The sequence below is a fragment of the Rugamonas rubra genome (assembly GCF_900114705.1).
GTDB classification, from domain to species: Bacteria; Pseudomonadota; Gammaproteobacteria; order Burkholderiales; family Burkholderiaceae_D; genus Rugamonas; species Rugamonas rubra.
The window spans coordinates 65,643-82,577 of the sequence record NZ_FOTW01000020.1; the positions used below are offsets into that span (position 1 = coordinate 65,643).

General features: G+C 70.4%; 14 protein-coding genes. 9 read left to right on the top strand and 5 right to left on the bottom strand.

Going from position 1 to position 16,935, the window contains the following annotated elements; genetic code table 11:
* Positions 1 to 2 precede the first annotated feature (2 nt).
* The gene (tssJ, locus tag BM252_RS20315; protein ID WP_093389497.1) at positions 3 to 593 is read right to left on the bottom strand and encodes a type VI secretion system lipoprotein TssJ; all 591 of its coding nucleotides are present in this window, start codon (positions 591 to 593) and stop codon (positions 3 to 5) included.
* A 239-nt stretch (positions 594 to 832) separates the two neighbouring features.
* Here tssJ and BM252_RS20320 point away from each other — a divergent pair, with 239 nt between their 5' ends.
* The 8 genes from BM252_RS20320 (at position 833) to BM252_RS20355 (ending at position 9,241) form a co-directional block, all read left to right on the top strand.
* On the top strand, positions 833 to 1,432 hold the full coding sequence (locus BM252_RS20320; RefSeq protein WP_093389498.1) for a tetratricopeptide repeat protein: 600 nt from the start codon (positions 833 to 835) through the stop codon (positions 1,430 to 1,432).
* Between the two features lie 33 nt (positions 1,433 to 1,465).
* The gene (tssB, locus tag BM252_RS20325) at positions 1,466 to 1,975 is read left to right on the top strand and encodes a type VI secretion system contractile sheath small subunit (RefSeq protein ID WP_093389499.1); all 510 of its coding nucleotides are present in this window, start codon (positions 1,466 to 1,468) and stop codon (positions 1,973 to 1,975) included.
* Between the two features lies 1 nt (position 1,976).
* Positions 1,977 to 3,476 (top strand): type VI secretion system contractile sheath large subunit, encoded by a 1,500-nt coding sequence (gene tssC / locus BM252_RS20330; RefSeq protein WP_093389500.1) that lies wholly within the window; start codon positions 1,977 to 1,979, stop codon positions 3,474 to 3,476.
* A 32-nt stretch (positions 3,477 to 3,508) separates the two neighbouring features.
* Positions 3,509 to 4,000, top strand: coding sequence for an Hcp family type VI secretion system effector (locus tag BM252_RS20335; protein WP_093389501.1), 492 nt, complete (start codon positions 3,509 to 3,511; stop codon positions 3,998 to 4,000).
* Positions 4,001 to 4,173: 173 nt separating this feature from the next.
* Positions 4,174 to 6,843, top strand: a complete 2,670-nt coding sequence (tssH, locus tag BM252_RS20340) for a type VI secretion system ATPase TssH (protein WP_093389502.1) — start codon at positions 4,174 to 4,176, stop codon at positions 6,841 to 6,843.
* Between the two features lie 33 nt (positions 6,844 to 6,876).
* On the top strand, positions 6,877 to 7,914 hold the full coding sequence (gene tssA, locus BM252_RS20345) for a type VI secretion system protein TssA (RefSeq protein ID WP_093389503.1): 1,038 nt from the start codon (positions 6,877 to 6,879) through the stop codon (positions 7,912 to 7,914).
* A gap of 79 nt (positions 7,915 to 7,993) precedes the next feature.
* Positions 7,994 to 8,509: a lipocalin family protein gene (locus BM252_RS20350; protein WP_093389504.1), complete on the top strand. Its 516-nt coding sequence runs from the start codon at positions 7,994 to 7,996 to the stop codon at positions 8,507 to 8,509.
* Positions 8,510 to 8,575: 66 nt separating this feature from the next.
* A complete protein-coding gene (locus BM252_RS20355) occupies positions 8,576 to 9,241 on the top strand; it encodes a tRNA-uridine aminocarboxypropyltransferase (RefSeq protein WP_093389505.1) in 666 nt (221 codons plus the stop codon).
* A 57-nt stretch (positions 9,242 to 9,298) separates the two neighbouring features.
* Here BM252_RS20355 and BM252_RS20360 read toward each other — a convergent pair whose 3' ends face one another.
* Genes BM252_RS20360 through BM252_RS20370 form a run of 3 tightly spaced genes read right to left on the bottom strand, consistent with a single transcriptional unit; the run spans position 9,299 to position 14,648 of the window.
* The gene (locus BM252_RS20360; RefSeq protein ID WP_093389506.1) at positions 9,299 to 12,169 is read right to left on the bottom strand and encodes an Hsp70 family protein; all 2,871 of its coding nucleotides are present in this window, start codon (positions 12,167 to 12,169) and stop codon (positions 9,299 to 9,301) included.
* A 2-nt stretch (positions 12,170 to 12,171) separates the two neighbouring features.
* Entirely contained in the window at positions 12,172 to 14,025 is a 1,854-nt protein-coding gene (locus BM252_RS20365) for an Hsp70 family protein (protein WP_093389507.1), read from the bottom strand.
* Positions 14,022 to 14,648 carry a DUF2760 domain-containing protein gene (locus tag BM252_RS20370; protein WP_093389508.1) on the bottom strand — a complete coding sequence of 209 codons (627 nt, stop codon included), beginning with the start codon at positions 14,646 to 14,648 and terminating at the stop codon, positions 14,022 to 14,024. The genes BM252_RS20365 and BM252_RS20370 overlap by 4 nt, the downstream gene beginning before the upstream one ends.
* Positions 14,649 to 14,956: 308 nt before the next feature.
* Between BM252_RS20370 and BM252_RS20375 the strand changes: the two genes are divergently transcribed.
* Positions 14,957 to 16,111 (top strand): PA0069 family radical SAM protein, encoded by a 1,155-nt coding sequence (locus tag BM252_RS20375; protein WP_425442351.1) that lies wholly within the window; start codon positions 14,957 to 14,959, stop codon positions 16,109 to 16,111.
* A 95-nt stretch (positions 16,112 to 16,206) separates the two neighbouring features.
* On the opposite strand, the gene BM252_RS20380 is transcribed toward BM252_RS20375, so the two are convergent.
* Positions 16,207 to 16,830 (bottom strand): gamma-glutamylcyclotransferase, encoded by a 624-nt coding sequence (locus BM252_RS20380; RefSeq protein WP_093389510.1) that lies wholly within the window; start codon positions 16,828 to 16,830, stop codon positions 16,207 to 16,209.
* Positions 16,831 to 16,935: the final 105 nt, after the last annotated feature.

Consider the following 16,935-nt stretch of genomic DNA (forward strand, 5'->3'; position numbering starts at 1 on the left):
GCTCAGCGGCAGCGCACCGCCGCCAGCGGCTTGCCGGCGGCGCCGGCCAGCGCCGGCGCGCCGGCGCCCATGCTCAGCGCGCAGGCGTGCATGCCGACGGTGATGCCGGACTGTTCGGCCTCGCTGGCGGCGAAGGCCAGGCGCCAGCGCTGCTCGGCCGGGGCGCGGAACAGCGCCACCAGGCCGATCACCTGGGCCTCGCGCGTGACCTGCTCAACCACCTCGTAGCGCTGGCCGGGGATCAGCAGCACCTCCTTGACCTCGAGCAGGTCGTTGCCCAGCAGCTCGCGCTCGGTGTGGGCGTTGAGGAAGCCCTGGTAGGCGACGCGCTCGAAGGCGGCGCCCTGGCGCAGCTTGTAGATGCGCGCCACCAGGGCCAGCGGACGGCCGTCGGCGTCGGCGTTCAGGTTGGCGCCGGCGTGCAGGCGGATGGCCACCTTGCGCGGCGGCTTCTGCGCCTCGGGCAGCTCGGGCGGGCGGCGGATGCCGACCATCTCCAGCGCGGCGCTGGCCAGCGTGCCGCCGGCGGCGGCGCAACCGGCCAGGGCCGACAGGCCGGCCGCGACGATCAGGGGGGGGAGGGCGCGCTTCATGTTTTCTCCAGGCGATCCCTGCATTAAAAGCCGGCGCGGCGGGGCCGGCCTTGCTCCGCCTCAAGCCGGGCGCCGATGGCCGCTGTCTACCGGCTTGCAAGTGTTGATGATAGGCAACGTCCGCGGGGTAGCGGCCTCGTCCCTTGAGACAGCGCAACCGGCGCCGCCGGGCTTGCTCCAATAATGGCCTCCAGCCGTCCGAGCTCGAACCATCCATGTAGACCAAGGAGCAGCCCACAATGAAGCCATCCGCCATCCTCCCCTGCCTCGCCTGCGCGCTGCTGCTGTCCGCCTGCGCGACGGACGGCGAGCAGACCCGCAGCGACAAGCTGTCCGCCTCGACGCTGGAGCGCGCCCTGGCCGACGCCGACAACGCCGTCGCCGCCGGCCAGGGCGAGCGCGCGCAGAGCATTCTGAAAAGCGCCGCCACCACCTATCCCGCCGACAAGACGCCGTGGCTGCACCTGGCCCAGCTCAAGTTCGACCGCGCCAGCTACGGCGAGGCCATCATGCACGCGCTCGAGGCGCTGCAGCGCGATCCCAACGACAAGCTGGGCAACAGCATCGTCGCCGTCAGCGGCCTGCGCCTGTCGACCAAGGCGCTGGCCGACCTGAGCCAGCAGAACAACCTGAACGGCTCGCTGCGCTCGGAGGCGCAGGACCTGGCCAAGCTGCTGCGCTCGAGCCTGGGCGAGGACGTGCTGGTGCCGTCGGCCGCCGCGCCGCGCCGCGCCGCCGCGCCGGCGAAGCGGCCGGCCGGCGCCGCGCCGGCGCCGGCGCATTCGGCCAAGCCCTCCAACCAGTCCAACAGCAGCGATCCCTTCGGCGCCCTCAAGTGAGCGCCTTCCCCGTCCTTTCTTGATGGAGTAGCTATGGCAAACGGAGACAGTGTGCAAAAGCGCCTGACCAAGGTGCGTCCGCCACGGGTGCAGATGACCTATGACGTGGAGATCGGCGACGCGATGGAGAACAAGGAGCTGCCCTTCGTGGTCGGCGTGGTGGGCGACTTCGGCGCCAACCCGGACGTGGAGCAGAAGCGCCTGAAGGAGCGCAAGTTCGTCAACATCGACAGCGACAACTTCGACGAGGTGCTGGGCGGCGTGGCGCCGGCGGCGCGCTTCCTGGTGCCCAACCAGCTCAGCGGGGAGGGCGGCGAGTTCGCCGTCGACCTGCACTTCCGCGCCATGGACGACTTCCGCCCCGAGTCGGTGGTGCGCCAGGTGGCGCCGCTGTCCAAGCTGCTCGAGGCGCGCACCAAGCTGGCCGACCTGCGCAACAAGCTGGCCGGCAACGACAAGCTGGAGGACATCCTCACCGACGTGCTCAACAACACCGAGCAGCTGGCCCAGCTGAAATCCAACCCGCCGGCGCAGGAGGAATGACATGTCCGCCCAATTGAACCCAGCGCAGGCCGCGGCGGCCGCCGCCACGGCGGAAGCGGCGCCGGCCAACCTGCTCGACCAGATCGTCGAGCAAAGCAAGATCGCCAAGTCCAGCGTCGAGCACGCGCGCGCCAAGGACCTCATCTCCGAGCTGGTCAGCCAGGTGCTGCAGGGCACGGTGGTGGTGTCGCACAACCTGTCGGCGACGCTGGACGCGCGCGTCGCCGAGTTGGACGGCCTGATCTCGAGCCAACTGAGCGCCATCATGCACGCGCCGGCCTTCCAGAAGCTCGAGCAGAGCTGGACCGGCCTGCACTACCTGGTGCGCAACTCGGCCACCGGCCCGGGCCTGAAGATCCGCATGCTCAACGCCACCAAGCGCGAGCTGGTGAAGGACTTCCAGAGCGCGCTGGAATTCGACCAGAGCAGCATGTTCAAGAAGGTCTACGAGGAGGAGTTCGGCACCTTCGGCGGCGCGCCCTACGCGGCGCTGCTGGGCGACTTCGAGATCTCGCGCCAGCCCGAGGACATCTATTTCGTCGAGCAGATGTCGCACGTGGCGGCGGCCGCGCACGCGCCCTTCGTCAGCGCCGCCGCGCCCGAGCTGTTCGGCCTGGAGAGCTACGGCGACCTGGGCAAGCCGCGCGACCTGTCGAAGGTGTTCGACACCGTCGAGTACACCAAGTGGAAGGCCTTCCGCGAGTCCGAGGACGCGCGCTACGTCGGCCTGACGCTGCCGCGCTTCCTCGGCCGCCTGCCGTTCAATCCGGTCGACGGCACCACCGTCGAGGGCTTCAACTTCGTCGAGGAGGTGGACGGCAGCGACCACCACAAATACCTGTGGTGCAACGCCGCCTACGCCTTCGGCGCCAAGCTGACCAAGGCCTTCGACGACTACGGCTGGTGCGCGGCGATCCGCGGCGTGGAGGGCGGCGGCCTGGTCGACGACCTGCCCACCCACACCTTCAAGACCGACGAGGGCGAGGTGGCGCTGAAGTGCCCGACCGAGGTGGCCATCACCGACCGCCGCGAGAAGGAGCTCAGCGACCTCGGTTTCATCTCGCTGGTGCACTGCAAGAACACCGCCTACGCCGCCTTCTTCGGCGCGCAGTCGGCGCAGAAGGCCAAGAAGTACAACACCGACGCGGCCAACGCCAACGCCGTGCTGTCGTCGCAGCTGCAGTACATCTTCGCCGTCTCGCGCATCGCCCACTACATGAAGGCGATGATGCGCGACAAGGTGGGCAGCTTCACCGCCGCCGCCAACGTCGAGGATTTCCTCAACCGCTGGCTGATGAAGTACGTGCTGTTGGACGACAACGCCAGCCAGGAGCAGAAGGCCCAGTTCCCGCTGCGCGAGGCCTCGGTGCAGGTGCACGAGGTGGCCGGCCGGCCCGGCGTGTACCGCGCCGTGTCCTTCCTGCGGCCGCACTTCCAGCTCGACGAGCTGTCCGTTTCCCTCCGACTGGTCGCGGAGCTGCCGAAGACGACCAACACCTGAAGTCCCATCGAACCCAACATGAGGAGCACGCAATGGCAATCGACGTCTACCTGTTCATCGACGGCATCAAGGGCGAGTCGGCCGACGACCGCCACAAGGACTGGATCGAATGCAAATCGGTCAGCTGGGGCGTGGAGCAGCCCAAGTCGGCCACCGCCTCGACCGGCGGCGGCCACACCGCCGAGCGCTGCGAGCACCGCGACATCGTCATCGCCAAGCTGGCCGACCTGTCCTCGCCGATCCTGCTGCAGACCTGCGCCGCCGGCCGCACCATCCCCAAGGCCAAGTTCGAGTTCATGCGCGCCGACGCCATGGGCGAGCGGGTCAAGTACTTCGAGATCGAGATCGAGAACGTGCTGATCGGCGAGGTCTCCCCCAGCGTCGACGAGGGCGACATCCTGACCGAGCAGGTCGGCTTCAAATTCTCCAAGGTGCGCTGGAAGTACACCCAGCAAAAAATCACCGGCGGCGCCGGCGGCAACACCTCCGGCGGCTGGGACTTGTCCAGCAACCGCGTGATCTGAGCAGCTGCGGGACGGCGGCGCGGCCGGTCCGGCCGCACCGCCCGCGCCGCGCGGTCCCCGCCACATCCCTGTTGTGAAAGAGCGCAAGCCGGCGCCCCGGCGCCGCGCTGCCGTCGCGCGGCCCGCCAGCGGCCGCGCCATCCGACCAACCCTAGCGCAGGCGGAGCACCAGCATGAGCATCAATCTGAAAACCCTGATCGGCAAGCTGAACGACACCACCCGGCTGGCCGCCACGCGCGCCGCCAGCATCTGCGTCGGCCTGGGGCAGTACGAGGTCGACATCGAACACCTCTTCCTCGCCCTGCTCGAGCAGGAGCACTGCGACTTCGTGCAGATCGCCCGCAAGTGCGACATCAGCCCCGGCGCGCTGGAGGCAGACCTGCGCCGCGAGGTGGCCGGCTTCAAGACCGGCAGCAGCCGCACGCCGGTGTTCTCCAAACACCTGCCGACCTTGTTCGAGCACGCCTGGTTGATCGCCTCGCTGGCCACGCCGCAGCCGGACAACATCCGCAGCGGCCACCTGCTGCTGGCGCTGCTGACCGAGCCGGACCTGGCCCAGCTGGCGCAGCGCGGCTCCCGCCTGTTCGGCAAGTTCCCGCTCGACCAGCTCAAGCACCACCTCGACAAGTTCGCCCACGGCTCGCAGGAGGAGAAGGTGGCCGCCGCGCCGGACGCCGAGGCGGTCGGCGAGATGCTCGTCCCGGGCGCCAGCCGCACGCCGGCGCTGGACCAGTTCACCAGCAACTTGAGCCGGCTGGCGCTGGAGGGCCGGCTCGATCCGGTCATCGGCCGCGAGGCGGAGATCCGCCAGGCCATCGACATCCTGATGCGGCGGCGCCAGAACAACCCCATCCTGACCGGCGAGGCCGGCGTCGGCAAGACCGCCGTGGTCGAGGGGCTGGCGCTGCGCATCGCCGCCGGCGCAGTGCCGCCGGTGCTGCAGGGCGTGCAGATCCACACGCTCGACATGGGCATGCTGCAGGCCGGCGCCAGCGTCAAGGGCGAGTTCGAGAGCCGCCTCAAGCAGGTCATCGACGAGGTGAAGAAAAGCCCGCACGCCATCGTCCTGTTCATCGACGAGGCGCACACGATGATAGGCGCCGGCGGCCAGGCCGGCCAGAACGACGCCGCCAACCTGCTCAAGCCGGCGCTGGCGCGCGGCGAGCTGCGCACCATCGCCGCCACCACCTGGAGCGAGTACAAGAAGTACTTCGAGAAGGACGCGGCGCTGGCGCGGCGCTTCCAGGTGGTCAAGGTGGAGGAGCCGTCGGCGCAGGTGGCCTGCGCCATGCTGCGCGCCATGGTGCCGCTGATGGAGCGCCACTTCAAGATCCGCGTGCGCGACGAGGCGGTGACCGAGGCGGTGCGCCTGTCGCAGCGCTACATCAGCGGACGGCAACTGCCGGACAAGGCGGTCAGCGTGCTCGACACGGCCTGCGCCAAGGTGGCGCTGGGGCAGAGCGCGGCGCCGGCCCAGCTGGAGGCGGCCGCCGCCAAGCTGGCGCAGCTGGACGCCGAGATCGCCGCGCTGGAGCGTGAGGAGGCCGAGCTCGGCGCCGACCTGGCCGGCCACGGCGCGCACGACGCGCACGGCGCCTACCAAGCGCACCATACGCACCATACGCAGCACGGGCGCCTGCCGCAGCTGCGCCAGGCGCGCGACGAATGCCGGTGCGAGCACGGCCTGCACGCCGAGCGCTGGGAGCACGAGAAGGCCATCGCCGCCGAGATCGCCCAGCTGCAGCAGGACGGCGAGGCGCAGGCGGCGCGCGCGCTGCGCGAGGAGCTGGTGCAGCTGCAGGGCGACGCGCCGATGCTGCCGCTGGAGGTGGACGGCCACGTGGTCGCCGCCATCGTCTCCGCCTGGACCGGCATCCCGCTGGGGAAGATGGTGCGCGACGAGATACGCGGCGTGCTCAAGCTGCAGGAGGCGCTGCGCCAGCGCGTGCTGGGCCAGCCGCACGCCATCGAGGCGGTGGCGCAGCGGGTGCGCACCTCGCGCGCCAACCTGGACGACCCGGACAAGCCGAAGGGCGTGTTCCTCTTCGTCGGCCCGTCCGGCGTCGGCAAGACCGAGACGGCGCTGGCGCTGGCCGACCTGCTGTACGGCGGCGAGCGCAAGATGGTCACCATCAACATGAGCGAGTACCAGGAGGCGCACAGCGTGTCCGGCCTAAAGGGCTCGCCGCCCGGCTACGTCGGCTACGGCGAGGGCGGCGTGCTGACCGAGGCGGTGCGGCGCAACCCCTACAGCGTGGTGCTGCTCGACGAGATCGAGAAGGCCCACCCCGACGTGACCGAGCTGTTCTTCCAGGTGTTCGACAAGGGCGTGCTGGAGGACGCCGAGGGCCGCGAGGTGGACTTCCGCAACACCATCATCATCGCCACCTCCAACGCCGGCTCGGCGGCGCTGATGCAGGCCTGCCTGAACAAGCCGGAGGCCGAGCTGCCGTCGGCCGAGGAGCTCGAGCAGCTGTTGCGGCCGCAGTTGATGAAGCACTTCAAGCCGGCCTTCCTCGGCCGCCTGAAGGTGGTGCCCTACTACCCGATAGTCGACGCGGTGCTGGCGCAGATCATCGCCCTCAAGCTCGAGCGCATCGGCCAGCGCATCCAGGCCAACCACCAGGCCGAGTTCAGCTACGACGAGGCGCTGGTGGAGGCGGTGCTGGCGCGCTGCACCGAGGTCGACTCCGGCGCCCGCAACGTCGACCACATCCTCAACGGCAGCCTGCTGCCGCAGCTGGCCGAGGCGCTGCTGGCGCGCATGGTCGACGCCGCGCCGACCCGCAGGATACGCGTTGGAGTGGACGACAAGGACCAGTTCACCTACGCCATCGAGTAGCGCGGCACTAGTTCACTATCACGGAGGATCGTCATGTTCAATATCGCCCAACTGCTTGTTCCCATCAGCGTCGCCAACGCCTGCGGCGACGACATCTCCTTCAGCAGCGAGGTCGACGACATCGCCAGGGCGCGCCAGCACGACGACCCCAGCCTGGACCAGGGCGAGTGGGTGGTGGCGTTGAAGGAGGCCGACTGGCCACTGGTTGCCAGCCGCTGCGCCAAGCTGATCGCCGCCAAGAGCAAGGACCTGCGGCTGGCGGTCTGGCTGGCCGAGGCGCGCGCCAAGACCCACCACTTCCGTGGCCTGGGCGACGGCTTCGCGCTGCTGGCCGGGCTGTGCGAACAATACTGGGACGGTCTGCATCCGGCCGCCGACGACGGCGAGTACGAGCAGCGCATCGGCAACCTGTGCTGGCTGTTGTCGCGCACGCCGCAGCTGGTGCGCGAGATGCCGCTGACCGAGGGCCAGCCCTTCGGCCTGGCCGATTTCGAACGGGCGCGCCAGCGCTCGGCCGGCGGCGAGGCCGGTTCCAGCCAGCCGTGGGGCGTCGCCGCCCCAGCCAGCGTCGAGCTGACCCTGGCCGAGCTGGAGGCGGAGCGCCGCCGCAATTCGCCCGACTTCAACGACAAGCTGTTGGCCGACGCCGAGTTTTGCATGGCCATGCTGGAGCAGCTGGAGCGCGTGTTGGACCAGCGTCTTGGCGCCGACGGCCCCGGCTTCAGCGTGGCGCGCGAAGCCCTGCGCGGCGCGCTGCACGCGATCGCGCCGCTGGTCGCCAGGGCCGACGCGGTCCATGGCGCCGCACCGACGGCAGGCGAGGGCGGGGCGCCGGCCCCCGGACGGTTCGACGGGCCGCTGCACAGCCGCGCCCAGGCGCTGGCGCAGCTGCGCCAGGTGGCCGACTTCTTCCGCCGCACCGAGCCGCATAGCCCGGTCGCCTATCTTGCCGACAAGGCCGCCAACTGGGGCGAGCTGCCGCTGCACCTGTGGTTGCGCGCGGTGCTCAAGGACCCCGCCGCCGTCGCCCAGTTCGACGAGCTGCTCGGCGCCCCGCCCGCCGCCGAGTGAGGCCAGCGCCTACGTCTTCGCCGCCGGCGTGGCACAATGCATTCTGCGGCGCCTTGCCGCGTCACGCGAGGATGCGACGATGAAGAAGTGGCTGCTGCCGTTACTGGCTGTGTTGATGTTCAGCGGGTGCGTGGGCAAGCCGGACGGCATTGACCCGGTCGGCAATTTCAACGCCGATAAATATCTCGGCAAGTGGTTCGAAATCGCCCGCATGGACCACTCCTTCGAGAAGGGCCTGAGCAAGGTCAGCGCCGAATACAGCCTGCGCGAGGACGGCGGCCTGAAGGTGGTCAACCGTGGCTACGACGCCGCCAACGGCAAGTGGAAGGAGGCCGTCGGCAAGGCCTACTTCGTCGGCGCCAAGGACCAGGGCCACCTCAAGGTGTCCTTCTTCGGCCCGTTCTACGCCTCCTACATCGTGTTCGACCTGGACCAGGACAACTACCGCTATTCGCTGGTCTCCGGGCCGGACCGTTCCTACTTCTGGCTGCTGTCGCGCAGTCCTGTGATGGACGAGGCGACGCGCCAGCGCCTGCTGGCCAAGGCCGCCGCGCTGGGCTTCGACACCACCAAGCTGATCGCCGTGGCCCAATAGTCCGGCAGCCCGATAGGCCGGCAGCCCGATAGGCCGGCAGGGAGGCCGGCGGTACAATGGCGGCCTATGTCCCATGCCGCCGAATCCAACCACCCGCCACGCGCCCGCCGCGTTCTTTGCGCGCGCTGCCAACGGCCGCAGCCAACCTGCATCTGCCACTGGGTGACGACGCTGCCGAACCAAGTCGACGTGCTGCTGTTGCAGCATCCGCTGGAGGTGGCCAACGCCAAGGGCAGCGCGCGCCTGCTGAACCTGTGCCTCGAGCGCAGCGCGATGGTGGTGGGCGAGGCCTTCGATCCGGCGGCCCTGCGCGCGCTGCTGCAGGGCGACGGCCGCCGCGCCGTGCTGCTCTACCCTGATACGGCCGACGAGCGTTCGCTCGGCATCCCCGCGCCGCCGCCGTTCGAGCCGCAGTGGATGGGCGAGCCGCAGCGGCTGCGTCTGGTGGTGTTGGACGGCACTTGGCGCAAGAGCCGCAAAATGCTGTATCTGAATCCGCTGTTGCAGCAGCTGCCGCGCCTGCCGCTGCGCGACACGCCGCCGTCGCACTACCTGATCCGCAAGGCGCATCTGCCGGACCAGTTGTCGACCTTGGAGGCGAGCTGCTACGCGCTGGCCCAGTTGGAGGGCGCGCCGCACCGCTACGATCCGCTGATCGCCGCCTTCGACGGATTCGTCGCGCAGCAGCAGGGCTATGTGCCGCCGCGCGCGGCGCCGGCGACGCCGAGCTAGCGGCCAGCCAAAGGCCCGGCCAGCGTGCGGGCCGATCGGCCGATCAAGCTCGGCGGCTCATGAAATCAGCTTGAGCCCCGGCGGCAGCGCCTCGCCCAGCATGCGCTTTTCGCTCAGCTGGTCGAGCTGCACCACCTCGCCGACCATCGCCGACCAACTGGCCGGCGCGCCGGCCGCGCCCAGCCGCCGCACGATCTCGGCGCGCAGTTGCGGGTTGATGTCGCGCGAGCGGTCGCCCGTCATGCGCGCCAGGTGGGCCGCCGCGAAGCCGGCCGGCTCCACCTTCTTCCAGTCCAGCGCCAGAATGGCGGCCAGCCACTGCTCGACCGTTTCCACCGGCGCCACGTCGTGGGCGCTGCCGTGGAAGGGCTGGCGCGCGCCGACCCGGCCCAGGCCCCACAGGTACTTGGCCTGAGCGGCGTCCGCCTTGGGGCCGGCGGCCTGCTCCAGCTGGTTCAGCATCCACGCGCCGATCTCGGCCTTGTAGTTGCCGGGGATGCGTTCGAGCGAGGCGCCCAGGCGCAGCATGTCGTCCTCGCTGCCGCCGATCAGCGTGGCCGGGCGGCGCGCCCGCTCCTGCAGGTCGGCCTGCACGTTGAAGGCGAAGTCGTCGAGCAGGCGCAGTTGCGCCGTCGCGTCCAGGCCGCCGCAGACGCGGCGCCACAGCGTCCACCACTCGGCGCACACCTGGCTGTCCTTGGGGTGCTGGGCGCCCGGTGCGAACAAGGCCCACAGCTGTTCGATGCGCCACTCGTCTAGGGCGTAGCCGAAGCCGGGGCGCAGGCAGTAGCCGGCCAGGTTGAGCCAAACGCGCTCGTGTTCGGCCGAGCGGCGCCGGCCCTTGGCGCGTTGCAGCAGGGCGTCGAACAGCTGGCGCAGCATCGGCGTTTCCCAGCGGTCGCGGCTGCCGAGCAGTCCCTCGAGCTGGACGCGCAACTGGCGCACGTCCTTCGTCTCGACCTGCTGGGCGCGGCCGCCGAAGATGCGGTCGATTTTTTCCAACGCCTCGTCGAAGCGCGGCGGCAGCTTGGCCTGCTCGCTGTCGTCGTCGGCTTGGCCGCCGCCGGCGCCCCGGCCGGCCGCGCCGGCGTCGCCGCCGTGCTCGCGCAGCTGGAACTGCAGCAGCCAGCGCTGCGCCTTGTCGCCGCCCTCGGCGGTGGAGACGCAATGCACCTCCAGCGTGCCGACCTCGGTGAGCGCCGTGGCCAGCTGCACCGGCACCTCCTTGCGGGTGTTGTCGCCGTCGGCGCGCAGCACGGTGGCGATGGTCGGCAGGCGCTGGTAGTCGCCCTGGTTCAGGTCGACCAGTTCGCCCAATTGCGGCTCGGCGCCGGCCTGGCTGGTCGAGGAGACCAGGTAGAAGCGCACCGGCCGGCCCAGACGCAGCGCGAAGCTGCGCTCGGCCAACAGGATCTCGCGGCCCTCGGCGCTGCCGCGCGGCAGGATGCAGATGGCGCGGCGTGGCTGGTCGCCGTGCGCGTCTTCGTCGAGCACCAGGAAGTAGCTGCGCGCCGAACCGCCGCCGATGGTCGGCGCCCGGCCCAGTTGGCCCAGCGCGTAGGCGACGCCGCCACGGGCCACGGCGACGTCCGGGTTGTCGTTGTGGAGCACGCGCAGCGGCTGGCCGCGCCAGGTAGCCAGCACGGCCTCCAGGCGCTTGGCCAGCGCGTTGGCGCGGAACACGCCGCCGTTGAGCAGCAGCGTGTCCGGGATCACCGGCGCGGCGCCGGGCGGCAGGCCCAGCGCCTCGCGCGCGGCGCCGGCGTGCTGCTGCAGGAAGGCCGCCAGGTGGCGCGTGATGGCCGCGTCGGCGGCGTAGGGCAGGCCGAACTCGACGATGCCGCCACGGCCCCGTTTGGGCTGCTCCCACACGTCCACCTGCGGCAAGAAACCGTCCACCACAAGGTGCTCGACCTCGTCGCGGCTCAGTTCCGCCGAGCGGCTGGCGCCGATCAGGCGCGCGCCGGCGCCGAGCAGGGTGACGTTGACCTTGTCCGGCGCGTCGGCCGCCAGCAGTTGTTCCTTGGCGGCGCGGCAGCGCTCGGTCAGCTGCGACAGGCGGCTGGCCGATAAGCGTGCGCCGCCCTGCGGATCGCCGGCCGCCAGCCGCGCCTCGACCAAGTGGGCCAAGGCCAGGTCCATATTGTCGCCACCGAGGATCAGGTGGTTGCCGACGCCGATGCGGCTGATGCGCGGTTCGCCGTCCACCAGCTCGACCTTGATCAGGCTGAAGTCGGTGGTGCCGCCGCCGACGTCGCACACCAGCACCAGGCGGGTCTGCGCCAGTTCGGCGGCCAGTTTGGCGCGGTGGCGGAACAGCCAGTCGTAGAAGGCCGCCTGCGGCTCCTCCAGCAGGCGCAGCGCCGGCAGGCCGGCCAGCCGCGCCGCCTCCAGCGTCAGCGCGCGGGCGCCCTCGTCGAAGGAGGCGGGAATGGTTAACACGATCTGCTGTTGTTCCAGCGGCTGCTGCGGGAAGCGGGTGTTCCACGCCGCGCGCAGGTGCGCCAGATAGCTGGCGCTGGCCGCCACCGGCGACACGCGCGCCACCTCGGCCTCGGCGCCCCACGGCAGAATCGGCGCCATGCGGTCGACGTTGGGATGCGACAGCCAGCTCTTGGCACTGGCCACCAGCCGGCCCGGCACCTGGCCGCCCAGCTTGCGCGCGGCACGGCCGATGACCACCTGTTCCAGGCCGGCCACGTCGTCCTGATGCCACGGCAGTTGTAGCTCGCCCGGCGCCAGCTCGCCGGCGGCCGGGTGGTAGCGCAGCGACGGCAGCAGCGAACCCGCCGCCACCTCGCCGGGCGCCACCAGCTGCTCGATCTCGAACAGTTTGATCTGCTCCTTGCCGGGCTTGGCGCCCGGCGCGGAGTAGGCCAGCACCGTGTTGGTGGTGCCCAGGTCGATGCTGACGAGGTAGTGCGCCATGCTTACGCTGCGGCGCTGCCGCGCACGTCGAACTCCACCTTCCAGCGCTGGCCGTCCTTGGCCACCGCCAGCAGCTCCAGCGTGCCGGAGTCGGTGGCCAGCGCGTGCAGCTTGACCTGCACCACGTCGCCCGACTGGCGGCCCTCCGGCGACAGCGTGGCCTGGATCTCGTTGAGTTCGATCAGCTCGTCGGCCTGCCAGAAGTCGAGCAGGTCGCCGATCTGGTCCTGCCGCCGCACCGAGGAGCCGAAGAAGCGGAAGTGCACCGGCTCGCCGACCACCAGGCCGAACTCCTGCGCCGGCAGTTCCATCTCGCCGCCTTCCTCCATGCCGAACGGCGCCACGCACAGCGCCTGGATCGGCGGCTCCATGCCGGGGATGGCCGGCATGGCCGACTCCACCGCGACGTAGTAGGAGCGCGCCGTGCCGCCGCGAATGCGCACGCCGCTGCCGCGCCGCACGTAGCTGTAGTAGGCCGCGCCGCGCGCCACCGCCAGGTCGAGGTCGGCGCCGCCCAGCATGCGCGCCGGCTCGGCGCCCTCCAGGTACAGCCAGTCGTTGATGGTGCCCATCACGCGCTCGGCCAGCAGCGCCGACTTGAACACGCCGCCGTTGAACAGCACGGCGGTCGGATGCAGGAAGGTGGCGTCCGGCGCGGCGCGCCCGGCGAAGCCTTCCAGCTCGGCGGTGGCGCCCAGCTGGCGCGCCAGGAAGGCGGCCAGGTGGCGCGTGATGCCGGCGTCCTGCGCGTAGGGCAGGCCGAGCTGGGTCAGGCCGGCGCGGGTGCGCACGGCCGGCCGCGCCGCCGCGTCGACGGCGGGGAAGAAGCCGTCGAGGATGAAGGTGCTGACCTCGTCGCGGGTCAGTTCGGTGCGGATCGAGCCGCCGATCAGCTTCGAGCCACGGCTCGGCACGACGATGGGCCAGGTGTCGACGCTGGCGTCGGCCAGCAGGGCCTCCTTGGCCGAGCGGCAGCCGTAGGTCAGCGCGCGCATCTGCCAGGCGTCGAGCTGGTTGCCGCCGGCGGCGACCTTGCGCGCCACCAGGTGGGCCAGCGCCAGGTCCATATTGTCGCCGCCCAGCAGGATGTGGTCGCCCACGGCGACGCGGTGCGGTTCCAGCACGCCGTCGCGTTCCAGCACGGCGATCAGCGAAAAGTCGCTGGTGCCGCCGCCGACGTCGACCACCAGGATGATGTCGCCCGGCTTGACCTCTTTGCGCCAGCGGCCGTCGCTGCCCTGGATCCAGCTGTACAGCGCCGCCTGCGGCTCCTCCAGCAGGGTCAGCGTCTCGTAGCCGGCGGCGCGGGCGGCCTCGGCGGTCAGCTCGCGCGCGCCCGGATCGAAGGACGCCGGAATGGTCACGGTGACGGCCTGCTCGGCGAACGGCGCCTCGGGGTGGGCCTTGTCCCAGGCCTGGCGCAGGTGCGCCAGATAGCGCGTCGAGGCGGCCAGCGGCGAGACGCGGCTCACTTCCTCCGGCGCGTCGTTGGGCAGGATGGCGGCGCGGCGGTCGACGCCGGCGTGGCACAGCCAGCTCTTGGCGCTCGAGACCAGGCGGATCGGCGTGGTGGCGCCACGGCTGCGCGCCATCTCGCCGGCCACGGCGCTTTGCTCCGCCTCGCTTTGCGGCCAGGGCAGGGTCAGTTCGCCGGGCGCCAGTTCCTCGGCGTGCGGCAGGTAGAGGAAGGACGGCAGCAGGGCCAGGTCCTCGACGGTGCCGGGCGCGGTCAGCTGGGGAATGGCCAGCACGTCGTGCGCGGTCTTCTCGCCGTCGCTGGCGAGCAGGTCGACGTAGGACAGGGCGCTGTGGGTGGTGCCAAGGTCGATGCCGATGGCGTAGCGTGGCTCGCTCATAATTCCACCTCCGCCGGGGCCAGTACCGATGCGTCGTGCGCGTCGGCCAGCTTGGGCAGGCGCACGCTGGAGGCGCGCCAGCCGCGATGGCTCAAGGCGCCACGGAACGGCGCCTTGCCGACCACGTTGCCGGTCAGGCGCACGGCGCCGGCGTCGAAGCCTTCCTCCAGCACGATGCGGCTGCCTTCGGCCTCGCTGCGCACCGCCTCGATGGTGAAGTGCTCGCGCAGCACCTTGCTGCAACCCTCGTGGACCACGCGCGCGGCGGCGCCGATGTCGGCGTCCGAGTAGGCGCTCAGGTTCTCCTGGGTGAAGTCGATCAGGCGGGCCTCGCGCTGGAACAGGGTCAGCAACTGCAGGGCGGCGTCCGGCGCGGTGTCGCGCAGTGGCGCCGGTGCTGGTGCCGGTGCCGGTGCCGGAGCCGGGGCGGGCGCCGGTGCCGGCGTTGGAGCTGGCGCGGCGGCGACCGGCGCGGCGGCCGGCGTGGGTGTCAGCGGCGCGTCGGCCAGGCGCACGATGCGCGCGGCGTATTCGGCGTCGGACAGGGTGCTGAAGAAGGCGCCGAAGGCCAGGGGGATTCTGCGCCAGAACGAGGGCAGAGCCGGTGTGCTCGAATTGTTCATAGTGTGCTCGCGAGTAGTCAATATCGGGGCGCCGCCACGCTCATGGGCGGCATCCTGAAAAATGTGTGGGTGGGTCTGGGGCGCGGGGCCCGCCATGCCGCAGAAAAACACTGGGCGAGGCGCGGGGATCGTCGATCCCCGGATTTGTTGGCATGATACCAGCAAGCGGGCGGCCGCCACAGTGTCTCAGCGCAAGGCGCGGGGCTGGATGTGCGCTGGGACGATGATATTTTTTCATGGTTGAGCTTGATAAGCCGATTCGCCCGGCATAGAATACTGTGCATATATACAGTATTGGTGGGTGGGCTATGCCGGATGACGAAGAACAAGAAGGGCAGGTGATGCTGCCGCCACGGCCGCTCAAGGCGAGCAAGGGGCGCGGCGCCGTGTCCAACCTGCAGGGCCGCTTCGACAAGCAGGCCCGGGAGGAGTACGACGACGGCTGGCCGCGCGAGGAGGAGGAGCCGCGCGCGTGGAAAACCCAGGTCACCGAGGAGCAGGCTAAGACCATTCTCAGCCGCAACAGCTCGCCGGATCTGCCCTTCGGCGTCTCGCTCAACCCCTATCGCGGGTGCGAGCACGGTTGCATCTACTGCTACGCGCGGCCGACCCACAGCTATCTTGGGCTGTCGCCGGGGCTGGACTTCGAGAGCAAGATCTTCGCCAAGGTCAACGCGCCGGAACTGCTGCGGCGCGAGCTGGGCAAGGCCTCGTACGTGCCGGAGTCGATCGCGCTGGGCGTCAACACCGACGCCTACCAGCCCTGCGAGCGCGAGCTGCGCCTGACCCGCCGCATCCTGGAGGTGTTGCAGGAGTGCGAGCATCCGGTCGGGCTGATCACCAAGTCGGCGCTGGTCGAGCGCGACATCGACATCCTCGCGCCCATGGCCGCCAAGCGCCTGGCCGCCGCCGCCGTCACCCTGACCACGTTGGAGCCGTCCATCGCGCGCACGCTGGAGCCGCGCGCGGCGGCCCCGGCGCGGCGCCTGCGCACCATCCGCACGCTGACGGACGCCGGCATTCCGGTCAGCGTCAGCATCTCGCCCATCATTCCCTTCGTCACCGAGCCGGAGATCGAGCACCTGCTGGAGGCGGCGCGCGACGCCGGCGCCGTCCACGCCCATTACGTGGTGCTGCGTTTGCCGTGGGAGGTCAACCCCCTGTTCCAGCAATGGCTGCAGGCGCATTTTCCGGACCGGGCGCAGCGTGTCATGAACCGCGTGCGAGAAATGCGCGGCGGCAAGGACTACGACAGCGATTTTTCCACCCGCATGAAAGGCGAGGGCGTGTGGGCGGAGTTGATACGCCAGCGTTTCCAGATCGCCGTCGCCAGGCTCGGCATGACGGGGCGCGGCGACCGCTTCAAGGGGCTGGACACCTCGCTGTTCCGGCGGCCGCTGGTGATTCCGCCGCTGGGCTCAAAGGCAAAGGAGGGCTCGGCCGGACAAATGGATTTGTTCTGAGGCGAGAGGCGGCCGGAAATGTGTGGCCCGGTGGCGTGCCGCGACGGCGGGCACGCCTTGGGCGCGGCTAGCGCAACAAAATCGGTGGGGCGGGCTTACGCGTCCCGCTTGGTTTGCTCGGCCGGTTTGGTCTGGTTGGCCAGCTCGGCCAGATGCTGTTCGATGGCGAACACGTGCGGGTCGCTCTTGCCCAGCTCGCGCAGGGCGGCGGCCAGGTGGTTCAGGTAGTCGCTGTTGGGGCCGCTCGGGCCGCTGGATTGGGCGATCTGGCGCGCGATCTCCAGCTCGGAGGCGGCGCCGAGGAAGGCGGTGTTGTCTTCGGTGGCAATGTAGACCAGGCCCGGCACGCTGCGGCCGTCGTCGAACAGGATGGCGGTGCTCAGGCGCAGGTAGCCGTTCTTTTCGCGGTGGTCGAGGTGCTCGAACACTTGCGGCGTGACCAGGTAGGCCATGCCGTGGCAAATGGCACCGGCCTCGGGGATGATGGTGACGACGCGGCCCGGCGCCTCCGGCGTGCCGCGATGGTCGTGCGAGCCTTGCCAGAAGCGGCGCGTCCAGCCGGCGATGCTGGCCGGACGCCGTTCGAGGTAGGGAAAGTCGGCCTTGTAGATCAGCGAGCCGTAGCCGAACAACCAGACGCTGTGCTGGCCGTCGAGATTGTTCATCAGCTTGTTGGTGGCGATGGTGTCGGCGTTGCTGCGTTTGGATTGCTTGGACATGGTGTGCAAATGGGCTGGCTGCCGGCGAATAGCTGCGGTTGCGCAATTATACGGGCGCGGCGGCCGGCCGCCAGCCATGGTTGGCCACCGCGCCCGCGTTGGGCT

Coding starts and splice junctions, on each gene's coding strand:
- tssJ (WP_093389497.1), bottom strand. CDS start 593: ATGAAGCGCGCCCTCCCCCCCCTGATCGTCGCGGCCGGCCTGTCGGCC.
- BM252_RS20320 (WP_093389498.1), top strand. CDS start 833: ATGAAGCCATCCGCCATCCTCCCCTGCCTCGCCTGCGCGCTGCTGCTG.
- tssB (WP_093389499.1), top strand. CDS start 1,466: ATGGCAAACGGAGACAGTGTGCAAAAGCGCCTGACCAAGGTGCGTCCG.
- tssC (WP_093389500.1), top strand. CDS start 1,977: ATGTCCGCCCAATTGAACCCAGCGCAGGCCGCGGCGGCCGCCGCCACG.
- BM252_RS20335 (WP_093389501.1), top strand. CDS start 3,509: ATGGCAATCGACGTCTACCTGTTCATCGACGGCATCAAGGGCGAGTCG.
- tssH (WP_093389502.1), top strand. CDS start 4,174: ATGAGCATCAATCTGAAAACCCTGATCGGCAAGCTGAACGACACCACC.
- tssA (WP_093389503.1), top strand. CDS start 6,877: ATGTTCAATATCGCCCAACTGCTTGTTCCCATCAGCGTCGCCAACGCC.
- BM252_RS20350 (WP_093389504.1), top strand. CDS start 7,994: ATGAAGAAGTGGCTGCTGCCGTTACTGGCTGTGTTGATGTTCAGCGGG.
- BM252_RS20355 (WP_093389505.1), top strand. CDS start 8,576: ATGTCCCATGCCGCCGAATCCAACCACCCGCCACGCGCCCGCCGCGTT.
- BM252_RS20360 (WP_093389506.1), bottom strand. CDS start 12,169: ATGGCGCACTACCTCGTCAGCATCGACCTGGGCACCACCAACACGGTG.
- BM252_RS20365 (WP_093389507.1), bottom strand. CDS start 14,025: ATGAGCGAGCCACGCTACGCCATCGGCATCGACCTTGGCACCACCCAC.
- BM252_RS20370 (WP_093389508.1), bottom strand. CDS start 14,648: ATGAACAATTCGAGCACACCGGCTCTGCCCTCGTTCTGGCGCAGAATC.
- BM252_RS20375 (WP_425442351.1), top strand. CDS start 14,957: ATGCCGGATGACGAAGAACAAGAAGGGCAGGTGATGCTGCCGCCACGG.
- BM252_RS20380 (WP_093389510.1), bottom strand. CDS start 16,830: ATGTCCAAGCAATCCAAACGCAGCAACGCCGACACCATCGCCACCAAC.